Origin of the sequence: Mesorhizobium alhagi CCNWXJ12-2, from assembly GCF_000236565.1 — a bacterium.
GTDB lineage: Bacteria > Pseudomonadota > Alphaproteobacteria > Rhizobiales > Rhizobiaceae > Allomesorhizobium > Allomesorhizobium alhagi.
Window position 1 is genome coordinate 1 of record NZ_AHAM01000020.1, and the last position, 13415, is coordinate 13415.

The following is a 13415-nucleotide window of genomic DNA, read 5'->3' on the forward strand; positions in this document are numbered from 1 at the left end:
GATCTGCGCCTCAAGCACTACCGCCTGACGGTCGAGAAGGATTCGCCGAATATCGAGCTTCTCAACCCGTCGGCCCTGCCCAATGGCTACTATGCCGAGATCGGCTTCGTCGGCAACGAGGAGACCGGCTCGGTCCCGCGGCACGACACCGTCTGGGCGGTCGAGGGCAGCGCGACGCTGACTCCGGCAACGCCGGTCACGCTCTCCTACACGAACGACAAGGGCCTGACCTTCCGCCGCACCATCTCGGTCGACGACGACTACATGTTCACATTCTCCGACACCGTGACCAATTCCGGCGCCGCCCCAGTCTCTCTCTCGAATTACGGCCGCGTGACGCGCTTCGACAAGCCGACCACCGCCAGCATCTGGGTGCTGCACGAGGGCCTGATCGGGGTCACCGGCGAGGAGGGCCTGCAGGAGATCGATTATTCGACGATCGAGGAAGATAAGCGGATCACACCTAGCAAGTCCACGGATGGCTGGCTCGGCGTCACCGACAAATACTGGGCGGTCACGCTGGTCCCTTCGGGCAAGCAGCCCTTCCAGCCGAATTTCAGCTATTTCAGCGACGCGCGCAGCCGCTACCAGGCGGACTTCCTCACCGACGCCATGACGGTGGACGCTGGTCAGTCGGCAACGGTCGAGACGCTGGTCTTTGCCGGCGCCAAGGAAGTCGCGCTGATCGACGGCTACGAGGAGGATCGCAATATCCGCCAGTTCGAGCTCCTGATCGACTGGGGCTGGTTCTACTTCATCACCAAGCCGATGTTCTGGCTCATCGACTGGTTCTATCGCCTGCTCGGCAATTTCGGCTTCGCCATCCTCGCGACCACGGTCGTGGTCAAGGCCGTCTTCTTCCCGCTCGCCAACAAGTCCTATGCCTCGATGGCGAACATGAAGAAGGTGCAGCCGAAGATGCTGGAGATCCGCGAGAAATACGCGGACGACAAGATGAAGCAGCAGCAGGCGATGATGGAACTCTACAAGACGGAGAAGATCAATCCGCTGGCCGGGTGCTGGCCGGTGCTGATACAGATCCCTGTCTTCTTCGCGCTCTACAAGGTGCTCTACATCACCATCGAGATGCGGCACGCACCGTTCTTCGGCTGGATCCAGGATCTGGCGGCGCCCGATCCGACGTCGCTGTTCAACCTGTTCGGCCTGCTGCCTTTCGCGGTGCCCGAATATCTGCACATCGGCGTCTGGCCGCTGATCATGGGCGTGACCATGTTCCTGCAGATGCGCATGAACCCGACGCCTCCGGATCCGACACAGGCGATGATCTTCGCCTGGATGCCGGTTGTGTTCACCTTCATGCTGGCTTCGTTCCCGGCGGGTCTGGTCATCTACTGGGCGTGGAACAACCTGCTGTCGATCATCCAGCAGGGCGCGATCATGAAGCGCCAGGGCGCCAAGATCGAGCTCTGGGACAATCTGGTCGGACTGTTCAAGAAAAAGCCCAGTCCGGCGGAATAGCCGGCTGACGCGTTGATCAGGAAAAGCCCCGGTCCGCCGGGGCTTTTTTTCATACAGCCCCGCCGGGTATCGGCACGGCGGATCGGATGGCTATAATGGCCGCGCAACTTCATTCCACGAGACCGGCGAGCCTTCCCATGGACGGACCCAACCCAGCGATAAAGCACCCGATCCCGCTGCACCCGCGCGTCGGCTTCCTGAAGTCGCTCGTCACGGCCGAGAACATCGAAATCGGCGACTACACCTACTATGACGATCCGGACGGACCCGATCACTTCGCCGAAAAATGCGTGCTGCACCACTATCCCTTCATCGGCGACAAGCTCATCATCGGCCGCTTCTGCGCCATCGCGGAAGGCGCGCGCTTCATCATGAACGGCGCCAACCACGCAATGTCGGGGTTTTCGACCTATCCGTTCAACATCTTCGGCCATGGCTGGGAACGGGGCTTCGACGTCAAGACCTGGGAGGCGGAGAACCGCGGCGACACCGTGCTCGGCAATGATGTCTGGATCGGCATGGAGGCCGTGATCCTGCCCGGCATAACCATCGGCGACGGCGCGATCGTCGCAGCCAAATCCGTCGTCACACACGACGTGCCGCCCTATGCGATCGTCGCCGGCAATCCGGCCAAGGTGGTCAAGATGCGCTTCGACAGGATTACGGTAATGCGGCTTCTCGCCATTGCATGGTGGAACTGGCCGGCCGATAAGCTGACGCGCAACCTCGACGCCATTCGTGGCGCCGACATCGACCGTCTGGAGCGAGCAGTTTGAGCGAAGCAACACAAAACGGCGCGACGGCAGTCGCAAGCGGACTGTTTGCGGCGCCTTGGGTCTTCATCCGTGGCGTCCCGTCGATGAAGTTCCTGCCGCCTGAAGGGCCGGTCGAGATCGCCTTCGCCGGCCGCTCCAACGTCGGCAAGTCATCGCTGATCAACGCGCTTGTCGGCCAGAAAGGCCTCGCCCGCACCTCGAACACGCCGGGCCGCACCCAGGAGCTCAACTATTTCGTGCCCGACGGCTATTCCGGCGAAGGCGCCGACCTGCCGCCGATGGCGCTGGTCGACATGCCTGGTTACGGCTATGCCACCGCACCCAAGGAGAAGGTCGACGAGTGGACCAAGCTCGTCTTCGACTACCTCAAGGGCCGGGTGACGCTGAAGCGGGTCTATGTGCTGATCGACGCCCGACACGGCATCAAGAAGAACGACGAGGAAGTGCTGCGGCTGCTCGACAAGGCAGCGGTATCCTACCAGATCGTCCTGACCAAGACCGACAAGATCAAGGCCGCCGGCGTGCCACGGCTGATCGAGGAGACGCTGGAAAAGATCCGGAAGCGACCGGCCGCCTTCCCGACTGTCATCGCCACCTCCTCGGAAAAGGGCGAAGGCATGGACGAGCTTCGCGAGGCGATCGCCCTGGCGGTAAGGGGCGGGTGATTCTCAGCCGCCCGGCAGAATAGAATTTGCGGCGATTTCTAAGCCGTCGCCGGCTTGAACGTCAGCGCTAAACCATTGAGGCAGTGGCGCTTGCCGGTCGGCGGCGGGCCGTCATCGAATATGTGTCCAAGATGCCCGCCGCAGCGGCGGCAATGAACTTCGGTCCGCGTCATGAACAGCGAATTGTCTTCCTTGGTGCCGATTGCGCCGGGCAGCGAATCCCAGAAGCTCGGCCAGCCGGTTCCGGATTCATACTTCGTCTCCGAAGGATAGAGGGGAAGATCGCACCCAGCGCAGTGGAAGATGCCCTTGCGCTTCTCATTGTTGAGCGGGCTCGTGCCGGCAGGCTCGGTGTCCTCCTCGCGCAGCACCGCGTACTGCGCATCGCTCAGCAGCGCGCGCCATTCCTCTTCGGTTTTGATCACCTCGAAGGATTCCGCCCTTGCGTTGGTCGGCGCGCCCATGCGCCAGAACGCCGTCGTTCCGCCCAACAATGCGACGGCCGCACCGGAAAACAGGAAGCTGCGTCTTTTCATGGCGTTCTCCTCTGACTACCGGTTTAGCGGCTCGGCCAGTCACGGCCAAATCAACTCCGATTGACCGGATCAATCGATGAACGCCCCATCCGACGCGCTTATCATTTGCACGTCATGAAATTTGCTCTAAGTAACCGCCGCCATCCAGCTCCGGGGAAAGCCTTATGACACCGACGGACGTTGCCGCCACAGCCGCCGAACAGGCGCACCTGCTTTCCGCCGCGCTGCCCTACATGCAGCGCTACGAAAACAAGACCGTGGTGGTGAAATATGGCGGCCACGCCATGGGCGACGCCGCGCTCGGCCAGGCTTTCGCACGCGACATTGCGCTGCTGAAGCAGTCCGGCGTCAATCCGATTGTCGTGCATGGGGGCGGCCCGCAGATCGGCGCCATGCTCAGCAAGATGGGCATCGAATCGAAATTCGAGGGCGGCCTGCGCGTAACTGACCGCAAGACTGTCGAGATCGTCGAGATGGTTCTGGCCGGCTCGATCAACAAGGAGATCGTCGCGCTCATCAACGCCGAGGGCGAATGGGCGATTGGGCTCTGCGGCAAGGACGGCAACATGGTATTCGCCGAAAAGGCCAAGAAGACCGTCACCGATCCGGATTCGAACATCGAGCGCGTGCTCGATCTCGGCTTCGTCGGCGAGCCCGTCGAGGTCGACCGCACCTTGCTCGACCTTCTGGCGCGTTCCGAGATGATCCCGGTGCTGGCGCCGGTTGCCCCCGGCCGTGACGGCCACACCTACAACATCAACGCCGACACCTTTGCCGGCGCCATCGCCGGCGCGCTGGGCGCGTCGCGCCTGCTGTTCTTGACCGACGTTCCCGGCGTGCTGGACAAGGACAAGAAGCTCATCGACGAGCTGACGGTGGCGGAAGCCCGCACGCTGATCCGCAACGGCACCATTTCCGGCGGCATGATCCCGAAGGTCGAGACCTGCATCGAGGCGATCGAGCGCGGCGTCGAAGGTGTCGTCATCCTCAACGGCAAGACGCCGCACGCCGTCCTGCTCGAACTCTTCACCCAGCACGGCGCCGGCACGCTGATCGTGCCGTAAATGAACAATCCCCCGCTTTGTAGCGTGGGATATTCGAGTGCCCAACCTCACCCCCGCAAATGCCCGAGCGGCACGTGGCCGGGACCTTTGATGTTCTGCAGCACCAGTTGCGTGTGCACGTCGCGCACGCCGGCAAGGCGCATCAGCCGGTGCATGACGAAGGCGTTCAGGTCGTCGACCGACGGCACCATCACATGCAGCAGGAAATCGTAGTCGCCGGTCATCGTCCAGCAGGCCGACACCTCGTCCATGCGCTGCACCGCCGCGATGAATTTTTCGGGCGACTCGTCGCTGTGGCTGGTGAGCCGGACCTGGATGAACACCTCGACCATCAGCCCGATCGCGCGGCGGCCAATCCGCGCCGAAAACCCCTTGATGATGCCGGCCTGCTGCAGGGCCTCGAAGCGCCGCGCGCAGGGCGTGTTGGAAAGGCCGATCTCCTGCGCCAGTTCCGAAACGGGCTTGCGCCCGTCATGCTGCAGGATCTCCAGCATCCTGATCTCGAATTCGTCGAATTGAGGCAATTTCACTCCTGATCTAGGTTTTGCTGAGAACCTTACCTCATTTTGCCTGTCACGGCGACATCTCGGGAAGCATTCACTCGCGAACCTGGCGTATCCTGTCGGCAGATCGGCCTTGAGCCCTCGAAATGAGGAGGAACTTATGGAAATCAGCGTTCAGGATTATGCACGCGAATGCGCCGACAAGGGTCTGCGCGGCAACTACGACGTCTGCCGCTCCGACTTCACTGTCGAACAGGAATACGACTACACCGATGCCGAGCAGGAGGTCTGGCGCATCCTGTCGGACCGCCAGACAAAACTTACGAAGCGGCTGGCGCACAAATCCTATCTGGACGGCGTCGAAGCCCTCGGCCTGATCGACCGCATCCCGGATTTCGACGAGGTCAGCCAGAAGTTGCGCAAGCTGACCGGCTGGGAACTCGTGGCCGTGCCCGGTCTTATCCCGGCTCCGGCCTTTTTCGACCATCTCGCCGAGCGCCGCTTCCCGGTCACCAACTGGCTGCGCAAGCACGAGGAACTCGACTATATCGTCGAGCCCGACATGTTCCACGATTTCTTCGGCCACGTGCCCGCGCTGACGCAGCCGGCCTTTGCCGACTTCATGCAGATGTACGGGCAGAAAGCGGAAGGCCTGATCGAGCTGGGCGGCGGCGACATGATCGAGCGGCTCTATTGGTACACAGCCGAATTCGGCCTGATGCAGGAGGCAGGCCAGGTCAAGGCCTTCGGCGCCGGGCTGATGTCGTCGTTCAGCGAGTTGCAGTTCGCAGTCGAAAGCCCCGACGCGCACCATGTGCCGTTCGACATCGAGACGGTCATGCGGACGGTCTACGAGATCGACAAATTCCAGCGCGCCTATTTCGTGCTGCCGTCATTTTCGGCGCTGAGGGACGGGTTCGAGAAGTCGGATCTCGCCGCCATCATCGCCCGCTGGAAGGATGCGCCGGTGCTCGATCCGGCAACGATCTGAGCAAGTTCTAGCGCCCGCGCTGCAGCTCGACTTGGCGTCGATGCCGGCGCGAGCGCCCGTTCCCCCCGCGGGAACTCGGGAACTTCTGTTAAAGCCGCCATGCCGTCCTGGCGTGGATTCTGCGGCGAGCGCTTCGGATCGGGGCGCTCACGACCGATGTAGCCAGAACCGTGCCAGTCGCATTCTACGGGCTGATCGTCGGATAAATCGCTCGTCGGGATGTGCTCGCCGCCGCGATTGGCGATCTGCCGGTGGCGGCTCCTAGCCGACCAGAAGAAGCAGCAGGATGCCGCCCACGATCAGCAGGCAACCTGCTGTTTCCAATGCATTTATCTTCTCCTTGAAGAAGAAGATCGACGACGCGAAGGTGAACAGCATTTCGATCTGCGCCAACGCCTTGACCACCGCCGCCTGCTGCAGGGTCATGGCCATGAACCAGCCGAAAGAGGCGGATGCGCCGACCAGGCCGACGAACAGAGCGGGACGCCATGCTCTCGCAATGTGTCCTATTTCGGCACGGTCGCGGAACACCATCCACGCGCCCATTACCAGCGTCTGGAACACAATGACGAAGGCCAGCGTGACCGCCGCCTGCATCATGAAGTTCGGGCCGCCCAGCGCCAGCGACGCGGCGCGGTAGGCCACCGCCGCTATGCCGAACAGGGTGCCGGAGGCCAGGCCGATGAGCGAGTTGCGGGAAACGACGGACGACACCAGCGTGCGCCAGCTGACGGCCATATGGGCGACCGAGATCAGCATGACGCCGAACACGCTGACGGCGATGGCCGACAAGGTGCCTGCCGTTACGCGCTCGCCGAGGAAGATCAAGCCGAACAGCGCCGCTTGCGCCGGCTCGGTGCGCGAATAGGCGGTGCCGACCGCGAAATTGCGGAACGAGAACAGATAGACCAAAAGGAACGTCGCGGCGATCTGGCCGAGCCCGCCGACGACCATCCAGGCGAGGAAGGCGCCGTTGACGCTGGGCAGTGGATAGCCGGCGAAGCGGTTGAGAGCGAAGACGAAGAACAGCGCGAACGGGACGCCGAAGCCGAAGCGCACGAAGGTCGCGCCGGTCGTGCCCATCACGCCCTTCAGGTGCTTCTGCGCCGCCGACCGCAGATTCTGCAGGAAGGCTGCGGCGATGGTGATGGGTATCCAGAGTTCCATGCGTCTTTGGCGGCCGCTCATCCAACGCGACCGAAACGTCGCGGTTCAGCCTTTAGGCCAACCGCCGCCCGCTAGGCAAGCCGCCCGGCCAACAGGGCAATGCCGACCATGGGTGAAACGCCGATTACCGCTCGCCGCCCCAGATCACCCGGCCGCCATAACGGTAAGCCAATCGCTGCGCCTGGCGGCAGCTTGTCGGCGGGGGCTGCTGGCCAGCCGGGCGGTCGTAGAACCACACGCGGCAGCTTCCCGGCGGTGGTAAATGCCCACGGGGAATGCGGTAGGAATAGCGTCTGTAATCATCCCGGTCGCGCTCTCGCCAATCCCGGTAGCGGTCGCCTTCACGGCGATCCCAAACGCGGTAGGAACCCTTGCCGCTCTCGTCCTTGTAGGGGTCGGCAAGCGCGGGCGAGGCGATCAGAGCGACGGCGCCAACGAGAAAAAGACATTTCAGCATTGGACATACCTCACTAGCAGTTCATTACGGCACCAGTTCCATATGCGGCCTGAACAAGGGCTGAACGGCGTTATGCTGTCTTGGGGTCGCGAGCCGGGTACCAGTTGGCATGCTACCTGCCAATAGCCTGGGTCCACTCCTTTGACGACAGCCCGCCAATATGTGAATCGTTGGCGCGCGAGAACGGCAATCGCTGCCAAGGGAGGGAAAACATGTTCGGAGAGGTCGAAGGGACGGGATTCGAAGTCATCGAACGGCGCTTCGCGGATTGCTTTGCCGGCCATGCACGCGTCGAGCGGCTGTGGACGGGCGCGCGCTGGCTGGAGGGGCCGACGTGGTTCGCGGCCGGGCGCTACCTCGTCGTGTCGGACATTCCCAACAATCGCATGCTGCGCTGGGATGAAACCGATGGCGTCGTCTCGGAATTCCGCAAGCCGTCCAACAATTCCAACGGCAACACGGTGGATGGCCAGGGCCGGCTGCTAACTTGTGAGCACCTGACCCGCCGGGTGACACGGACCGAGTTCGACGGCTCGGTCACCGTGATCGCCGACCGGTTCGAGGGCAAGCGCTTCAATTCGCCCAACGACCTTGTGGTCAAGAGCGACGGGTCGATCTGGTTCACCGATCCGACCTATGGAATCATGAGCGACTACGAGGGCGAACGCCAGGACGAGGAGATCGGCGGCTGCCACGTCTACCGCGTCGACGCTGCGACCGGCTCGGTGACGAAGGTCGCCGGCGATTTCGTCAAGCCCAACGGCATTGCGTTCTCGCCCGATGAAAGCCTGCTCTACATCGCCGACACTGGCGCTAGCCACATGCCGGGCGGGCCACGCCACATCCGCCGCTTTTCCGTGGCCGGCGACGGGAGGCTGTCGGGAGGCGAGATATTCGCAGAATGCTCGAACGGATTATTCGACGGCTTCCGCGTCGACCGCGCCGGGCGAATATGGACGAGCGCCGGCGACGGCGTTCACTGCTTCGAGCCGGACGGAACCCTGATCGGCAAGATCAGAATCCCGGAACTGGTCGCCAACGTTACCTTCGGCGGGCCGCGTCGCAACCGCCTGTTCATCTGCGGGACCACGTCGCTCTATTCCGCATACCTGATCATCAACGGCTGAGCCTCAGCGCGCCGCCTCGCGGATGGTCCGCAGCAGCACTTCGAAGGCAGGCGTCCGCGCCGTGTCGGTGCGCATGGTCAGCCCGACCGGCCCCCTTGTGTCCGCGGTGTCGACCGGCAGCACAGCAAGCGTGCCATCGGAAAGATCGTTCGCGACCACGCCTTCCGAGATCACCCAGACCGCATCGCTGGCCCGCAGGAAAGCGCGCCCAAAACTGTCGGAAACCGTCTCGATCTCGGTTGCGATGGCAGGCATGCCGTTGGCGATCAGGAACCGTTCGACGAATGGCCGGATGATCGAGCCACGCGTCGGCATCAGCACCGGGAAATCCCCGATCCGCGCAAAAATATCCTGACCGGCTGCAAGCAGCGGATGACCGCTCCTGACGGCAAACACCACCTTCTCCGAATAGAGATGTTCGAAGAAGAAGCCGCTCATCTTCTCCGGCGCGGCGAGCCGGCCGACGACGAGGTCGAGTTCGCCGAGGCGAAGCTGCTCCAGCAGCACCGCATTCTCGCCGGTCACGATCTTGATGCTGCTGCCGGTGCCCTGTTTCAGGAAGAGCGAGATGGCGCGCGGCATGATTCGCGCCGAAACGGTCGGCAGCGCGCCAATGCGAAGCGGCGGCCCCTCGCCTTCATCCGTATTCGTCACGGAATCGACGCCCTGCCTGACCGCGCTGAGCGCCATGCCGGCATGACGGAGGAATACCTCGCCATGGCGCGTGATGCGGATGCGCCGGCCCTCGCGTTCGAACAGCGCGACGCCGAGCGTCTCCTCGAGTTCGCGGATCGTCTTGGTCACCGCCGGCTGGCTGACATGCAGGAGATTTGCCGCCGCGACCACGCTCTTCTGGCGCGCTACTTCGAGAAAAGTGCGCAGGTGGCGGAGCTTGATGCGCGCATCGATCATGCTACCTGATAACCTACAGGTTATCGAACTGGCAAAAGAAATGATTTTACGAAACCGAAAAAGCATATCAATTTGAGGACAGGGAGGAGCCTGGATGCAGTTCACCGATATTGGCGGCGTCACGCTTCATTATGAGTATCGGGAGGGCGGGCCGGGAAAACCGCTGATCGTCTTCGCCAATTCGCTCGGCACCGATTTCCGCATCTGGCGCGAGGTCGTTGACGACCTCGCCGCGGACTTCTCCACACTCTGCTACGACATGCGCGGCCATGGCCTGTCCGGCCTCGGCGCCCCGCCCTATACGATCGCGGACCATGTCGCCGATCTTTCCGGCTTGCTCGATTTTGTCGGCGCGCGCGATGGTATTGTCTGCGGGCTCTCGGTCGGCGGCCTCGTCGCGCAGGGGCTCTATGCCATCCGCCCCGAGATCGTGCGCGCGCTCATCCTCTGCGATACCGCCCACAAGATCGGGACCGCGGAAACGTGGAACGCGCGCGTCGACACGGTGCGGCGGAGCGGCATCGACGCGATCGCGGACGGCGTCATGAAGCTTTGGTTCACGCCGTCCTTTCACGCCGAGAAGCCGGCATTGCTCGCCGGCTGTCGGGCGATGCTGGCGAGGCAGCCGGTCGAAGGCTACACGGGAACCTGCGCCTCGGTTCGCGATGCCGACCACACTGAGGCTGTTGGACGCATCAACGTGCCTACGCTCTGCATTGCCGGCGACCAGGACGGATCGACGCCGCCGCCGCTCGTCCGCTCGATGGCGGATTTGATACCAGGCGCGGAGTTTGAGATCATAGAAGGCGCCGGGCATATACCCTGCGTGGAGCAACCCGTGCAGTTCGTCGCGAGAATCCGCGAATTCCTCGCGCGCAAACAGCTTGGAGGCCATGCCGATGCATGAAGCCGGACAGGCGGATCGCCATAGCCTCGGCATGGCAACCCGGCGCGCCGTGCTCGGCGATGCGCATGTAGACCGCGCCGAAGCCGCCAAGACCGAATTCGACCAGCCGTTCCAGGATCTCATCACCGAGGCGGCCTGGGGCCATGTCTGGTCGCGTCCGAACTGGACGCAGCGCGAGCGATCCATGGTCACCATCGCGTTGCTTGCTGCGCTCGGACATTGCGAGGAAGTCGCCATGCATGTCCGCGCCACCGCCAACACCGGCGCGAGCCGTGAGGATATTTGTGAGGCCATGCTGCATGTGGCGATCTATGCCGGCGTGCCGGCCGCCAACCAGGCGATCAAGATCGCCAAGCAGGTATTCGACGAGATGGACGGCAAGGGCGAGCAGCGATGACGGAACGCATGTCGAACCGCAGACCCGAGACCGGCGCATTCTTCCGGCGCGATCTCAACGCTCATCCGCCGGCCTATGCGCCGATCTACAAGACTTCCGTGCTGCGTTCGCCGCGGCGGGCGCTGCTGTCGCTCGACGGGACGCTGTCGGAGATCACCGGGCCGGTGTTCGGGCACAATATTCTCGGCGAACTCGACAATGACCTGATTCACAATTTCGCCAAGCCCGGTGAAAGCGCGATCGGGCCGCGCATCATAGTCTACGGCAAGGTGCTCGACGAGCGCGGCAAGGGCGTTTCCGGGGCGCTGCTGGAGTTCTGGCAGGCCAATGCCGGCGGCCGCTACCGCCACAAGAAGGAGGGATATATCGCGGCGCTCGATCCCAATTTCGGCGGCTGCGGGCGCACCATCACCGACGAGGACGGCTCTTATGCTTTCCGCACCATCCAGCCGGGACCCTACCCCTGGCCGAACGGTCCCAACGACTGGCGACCGGCGCATATCCATTTTTCGATATTCGGCCACGGCTTCGCGCAGCGACTGATCACCCAGATGTATTTCGAGGGCGACCCGATGATCTGGCAATGTCCGATCGTGCGCACTATCCCCGACCGCGCCGCGATCGAGCGGCTGGTCGCGGCGCTGGACATGGAGGCAACGATCCCGATGGATGCGCGCGCCTACAAATTCGACATCGTGCTCCGGGGCCGGCGCTCCTCGCTCTTCGAAAACAGGCTGGAGGGCAACTGATGGTACAGAGCCTCGACAGGCTGAAGGAAAGCCCTTCGCAGACCGCCGGGCCGTACGCCCATATCGGCCTGACGCCGAATTTTTCCGGTATTTCCGGCGTCTACGAGAGCGATCTGGGCGTGGCGATGGTCAACGAGAAAACCAAAGGCGAACGCATTGCCGTCAAGATCAGGGTGATCGACGGGTCGGGCACACCGCTCAAGGACGCGGTGGTGGAAATCTGGCAGGCTGATGCGGCAGGCCTCTACAATTCGCCTTCGGAAATGCGCGGGGCGGCCGATCCCAATTTCACAGGCTGGGGCCGGCAGGCGACCGACATGGCCACCGGCGAGTGCCTGTTCGAGACGGTCAAGCCCGGCCGCATGCCGTTCCCGGACGGGCGGCTGATGGCGCCGCACATCACGATCTGGATCGTGGCGCGCGGCATCAATATCGGCCTGCACACCAGGATGTATTTCGGCGACGAGGAAGCGGCCAATGCCGAGGATCCGGTCCTGGCGCGCATCGAGCACCGCGTTCGCGTAGCGACGTTGATCGCGCCGCGCGATGGCGACACCTACACTTTCGATATTCATCTGCAGGGCGAGCGGGAAACCGTCTTCTTGGATATTTAGCCATGGCTGTCTCGCCTTTCGACCATCCTTTCCTGTCGGGCCTTTTCGGGGACAAAGAGATCGAAGCGCTTCTCGGCATCGACGCTGAAATCGATGCGATGCTCCAGTTCGAGATCGCGCTTGCGGAGGCCGAGGCGGAAGCAGGCTTAATCCCGGCGGAAGCCGCAAGCGCGATTGCGAAGGCTCTCGCCGGCTTCAAACCCGACACGGCGGCGCTTCGCAGTGGGATGGCGCGCGACGGGGTCGCGGTCCCCGAACTCGTTCGGCAGATGCGGGAAAAGGTCGGCGCGCCGCATGCGGACCGGCTCCATTTCGGCGCGACCAGTCAGGACGTGATCGACACGGCGTTCGTGCTGCGGCTGAAGCCGGTGCTAGACCTATTCGACCGCCGGCTGGCGGAACTGACGGAACGCTTCGACCAATTGGACAAGCGTTTCGGCAAGAACCCGCTGATGGGCCGCACGCGCATGCAGGCGGCGATCGAGATCAGCGCAGGTGCCCGCATCCGAAGCTGGCGCGATCCGCTCGTGCGCCACAGGGCTCGGCTCGAGGCGGTGCGCCCTTCACTTCTCACTATACAGTTCGGCGGCGCGGCTGGCACGCTGGACAAGCTCGGCGGCAAGGGCGAGGCGATTCGTGCGGCCATGGCGCAAAGGCTCGGTCTTGTCGACGTTCCGCAGTGGCAAAGCCAGCGCGACGGAATGGCCGAATTCGCAAGCTTCCTGTCCCTGCTGACAGGCAGCCTTGCGAAATTCGGCCAGGATGTCGCCCTGCTGGCGCAGGCGGGTGACGAGATAGCGCTCAGCGGCGGCGGCAGCTCTTCAGCCATGCCGCACAAACAGAACCCTGTCGCAGCCGAAACCCTGGTCACGCTCGGCCGCTTCAACGCGACCCAGCTTTCCGGCATGCACCACGCGCTTATCCACGAGCAGGAGCGCTCCGGTTCTGCCTGGTCGCTGGAGTGGCTCATCCTGCCGCAGATGATCGCCGCGGCCGGCTCGGCGCTGCGTCTTGCGGCGGCGCTGACCGGCCGCATCGACCGGGTCGGAGCGTAGCGGGCATGCATCCCAC

Annotated in this window: 16 protein-coding genes; 11 read left to right on the forward strand and 5 right to left on the reverse strand. The window is 63.3% G+C overall.

What is annotated here, in order from left to right; genetic code table 11:
• The 3 genes from yidC to yihA form a co-directional block, all read left to right on the forward strand.
• A partial coding sequence (gene yidC, locus MAXJ12_RS01380) for a membrane protein insertase YidC (RefSeq protein ID WP_008833940.1) occupies positions 1 to 1479 on the forward strand: 1479 nt, incomplete at its 5' end.
• A gap of 137 nt (positions 1480 to 1616) precedes the next feature.
• Positions 1617 to 2255 carry a CatB-related O-acetyltransferase gene (locus MAXJ12_RS01385; protein ID WP_008833941.1) on the forward strand — a complete coding sequence of 213 codons (639 nt, stop codon included), beginning with the start codon at positions 1617 to 1619 and terminating at the stop codon, positions 2253 to 2255.
• Positions 2252 to 2920 carry a ribosome biogenesis GTP-binding protein YihA/YsxC gene (yihA, locus tag MAXJ12_RS01390; RefSeq protein ID WP_008833942.1) on the forward strand — a complete coding sequence of 223 codons (669 nt, stop codon included), beginning with the start codon at positions 2252 to 2254 and terminating at the stop codon, positions 2918 to 2920. The genes MAXJ12_RS01385 and yihA overlap by 4 nt, the downstream gene beginning before the upstream one ends.
• A gap of 38 nt (positions 2921 to 2958) precedes the next feature.
• Here yihA and msrB read toward each other — a convergent pair whose 3' ends face one another.
• The gene (msrB, locus tag MAXJ12_RS01395) at positions 2959 to 3456 is read right to left on the reverse strand and encodes a peptide-methionine (R)-S-oxide reductase MsrB (protein WP_008833943.1); all 498 of its coding nucleotides are present in this window, start codon (positions 3454 to 3456) and stop codon (positions 2959 to 2961) included.
• 164 nt (positions 3457 to 3620) lie between these two features.
• On the opposite strand from msrB, the gene argB reads away from it, so the two are divergent.
• Positions 3621 to 4520 (forward strand): acetylglutamate kinase, encoded by a 900-nt coding sequence (gene argB / locus MAXJ12_RS01400; RefSeq protein ID WP_008833944.1) that lies wholly within the window; start codon positions 3621 to 3623, stop codon positions 4518 to 4520.
• Positions 4521 to 4567: 47 nt separating this feature from the next.
• Here the strand turns inward: argB and MAXJ12_RS01405 are convergent, their stop codons facing one another.
• Positions 4568 to 5044 carry an Lrp/AsnC family transcriptional regulator gene (locus MAXJ12_RS01405; protein ID WP_040584593.1) on the reverse strand — a complete coding sequence of 159 codons (477 nt, stop codon included), beginning with the start codon at positions 5042 to 5044 and terminating at the stop codon, positions 4568 to 4570.
• A 139-nt stretch (positions 5045 to 5183) separates the two neighbouring features.
• On the opposite strand from MAXJ12_RS01405, the gene phhA reads away from it, so the two are divergent.
• Entirely contained in the window at positions 5184 to 6014 is an 831-nt protein-coding gene (gene phhA / locus MAXJ12_RS01410; RefSeq protein WP_008833946.1) for a phenylalanine 4-monooxygenase, read from the forward strand.
• Positions 6015 to 6275: 261 nt separating this feature from the next.
• Here phhA and MAXJ12_RS01415 read toward each other — a convergent pair whose 3' ends face one another.
• Complete coding sequence (locus MAXJ12_RS01415; protein WP_008833947.1) at positions 6276 to 7181, reverse strand: DMT family transporter; 906 nt, start codon at positions 7179 to 7181, stop codon at positions 6276 to 6278.
• 124 nt (positions 7182 to 7305) lie between these two features.
• The gene (locus MAXJ12_RS01420; RefSeq protein ID WP_008833948.1) at positions 7306 to 7638 is read right to left on the reverse strand and encodes a hypothetical protein; all 333 of its coding nucleotides are present in this window, start codon (positions 7636 to 7638) and stop codon (positions 7306 to 7308) included.
• Positions 7639 to 7850: 212 nt separating this feature from the next.
• Between MAXJ12_RS01420 and MAXJ12_RS01425 the strand changes: the two genes are divergently transcribed.
• Positions 7851 to 8765: an SMP-30/gluconolactonase/LRE family protein gene (locus MAXJ12_RS01425; protein ID WP_008833949.1), complete on the forward strand. Its 915-nt coding sequence runs from the start codon at positions 7851 to 7853 to the stop codon at positions 8763 to 8765.
• Between the two features lie 3 nt (positions 8766 to 8768).
• Here MAXJ12_RS01425 and pcaQ read toward each other — a convergent pair whose 3' ends face one another.
• Positions 8769 to 9677, reverse strand: a complete 909-nt coding sequence (pcaQ, locus tag MAXJ12_RS01430; RefSeq protein ID WP_008833950.1) for a pca operon transcription factor PcaQ — start codon at positions 9675 to 9677, stop codon at positions 8769 to 8771.
• Between the two features lie 94 nt (positions 9678 to 9771).
• Between pcaQ and pcaD the strand changes: the two genes are divergently transcribed.
• Genes pcaD through MAXJ12_RS01455 form a run of 5 tightly spaced genes read left to right on the forward strand, consistent with a single transcriptional unit; the run spans position 9772 to position 13399 of the window.
• Positions 9772 to 10584, forward strand: coding sequence for a 3-oxoadipate enol-lactonase (gene pcaD / locus MAXJ12_RS01435; RefSeq protein ID WP_008833951.1), 813 nt, complete (start codon positions 9772 to 9774; stop codon positions 10582 to 10584).
• Positions 10577 to 10981, forward strand: a complete 405-nt coding sequence (gene pcaC / locus MAXJ12_RS01440) for a 4-carboxymuconolactone decarboxylase (RefSeq protein ID WP_040584594.1) — start codon at positions 10577 to 10579, stop codon at positions 10979 to 10981. Before pcaD ends, pcaC begins: the two co-directional genes overlap by 8 nt.
• Positions 10978 to 11730 (forward strand): protocatechuate 3,4-dioxygenase subunit beta, encoded by a 753-nt coding sequence (gene pcaH, locus MAXJ12_RS01445; protein ID WP_162097474.1) that lies wholly within the window; start codon positions 10978 to 10980, stop codon positions 11728 to 11730. Before pcaC ends, pcaH begins: the two co-directional genes overlap by 4 nt.
• The gene (gene pcaG / locus MAXJ12_RS01450; RefSeq protein WP_008833954.1) at positions 11730 to 12344 is read left to right on the forward strand and encodes a protocatechuate 3,4-dioxygenase subunit alpha; all 615 of its coding nucleotides are present in this window, start codon (positions 11730 to 11732) and stop codon (positions 12342 to 12344) included. The genes pcaH and pcaG overlap by 1 nt, the downstream gene beginning before the upstream one ends.
• A gap of 2 nt (positions 12345 to 12346) precedes the next feature.
• Positions 12347 to 13399 (forward strand): 3-carboxy-cis,cis-muconate cycloisomerase, encoded by a 1053-nt coding sequence (locus MAXJ12_RS01455; RefSeq protein WP_008833955.1) that lies wholly within the window; start codon positions 12347 to 12349, stop codon positions 13397 to 13399.
• Positions 13400 to 13415: the final 16 nt, after the last annotated feature.

Excerpts from the sequence above, each read along its gene's own strand:
- MAXJ12_RS01385 (WP_008833941.1), top strand. The coding sequence starts at position 1,617 with ATGGACGGACCCAACCCAGCGATAAAGCACCCGATCCCGCTGCACCCG.
- msrB (WP_008833943.1), bottom strand. The coding sequence starts at position 3,456 with ATGAAAAGACGCAGCTTCCTGTTTTCCGGTGCGGCCGTCGCATTGTTG.
- argB (WP_008833944.1), top strand. The coding sequence starts at position 3,621 with ATGACACCGACGGACGTTGCCGCCACAGCCGCCGAACAGGCGCACCTG.
- phhA (WP_008833946.1), top strand. The coding sequence starts at position 5,184 with ATGGAAATCAGCGTTCAGGATTATGCACGCGAATGCGCCGACAAGGGT.
- MAXJ12_RS01415 (WP_008833947.1), bottom strand. The coding sequence starts at position 7,181 with ATGGAACTCTGGATACCCATCACCATCGCCGCAGCCTTCCTGCAGAAT.
- MAXJ12_RS01420 (WP_008833948.1), bottom strand. The coding sequence starts at position 7,638 with ATGCTGAAATGTCTTTTTCTCGTTGGCGCCGTCGCTCTGATCGCCTCG.
- MAXJ12_RS01425 (WP_008833949.1), top strand. The coding sequence starts at position 7,851 with ATGTTCGGAGAGGTCGAAGGGACGGGATTCGAAGTCATCGAACGGCGC.
- pcaQ (WP_008833950.1), bottom strand. The coding sequence starts at position 9,677 with ATGATCGATGCGCGCATCAAGCTCCGCCACCTGCGCACTTTTCTCGAA.
- pcaD (WP_008833951.1), top strand. The coding sequence starts at position 9,772 with ATGCAGTTCACCGATATTGGCGGCGTCACGCTTCATTATGAGTATCGG.
- pcaC (WP_040584594.1), top strand. The coding sequence starts at position 10,577 with ATGCATGAAGCCGGACAGGCGGATCGCCATAGCCTCGGCATGGCAACC.
- pcaH (WP_162097474.1), top strand. The coding sequence starts at position 10,978 with ATGACGGAACGCATGTCGAACCGCAGACCCGAGACCGGCGCATTCTTC.
- pcaG (WP_008833954.1), top strand. The coding sequence starts at position 11,730 with ATGGTACAGAGCCTCGACAGGCTGAAGGAAAGCCCTTCGCAGACCGCC.
- MAXJ12_RS01455 (WP_008833955.1), top strand. The coding sequence starts at position 12,347 with ATGGCTGTCTCGCCTTTCGACCATCCTTTCCTGTCGGGCCTTTTCGGG.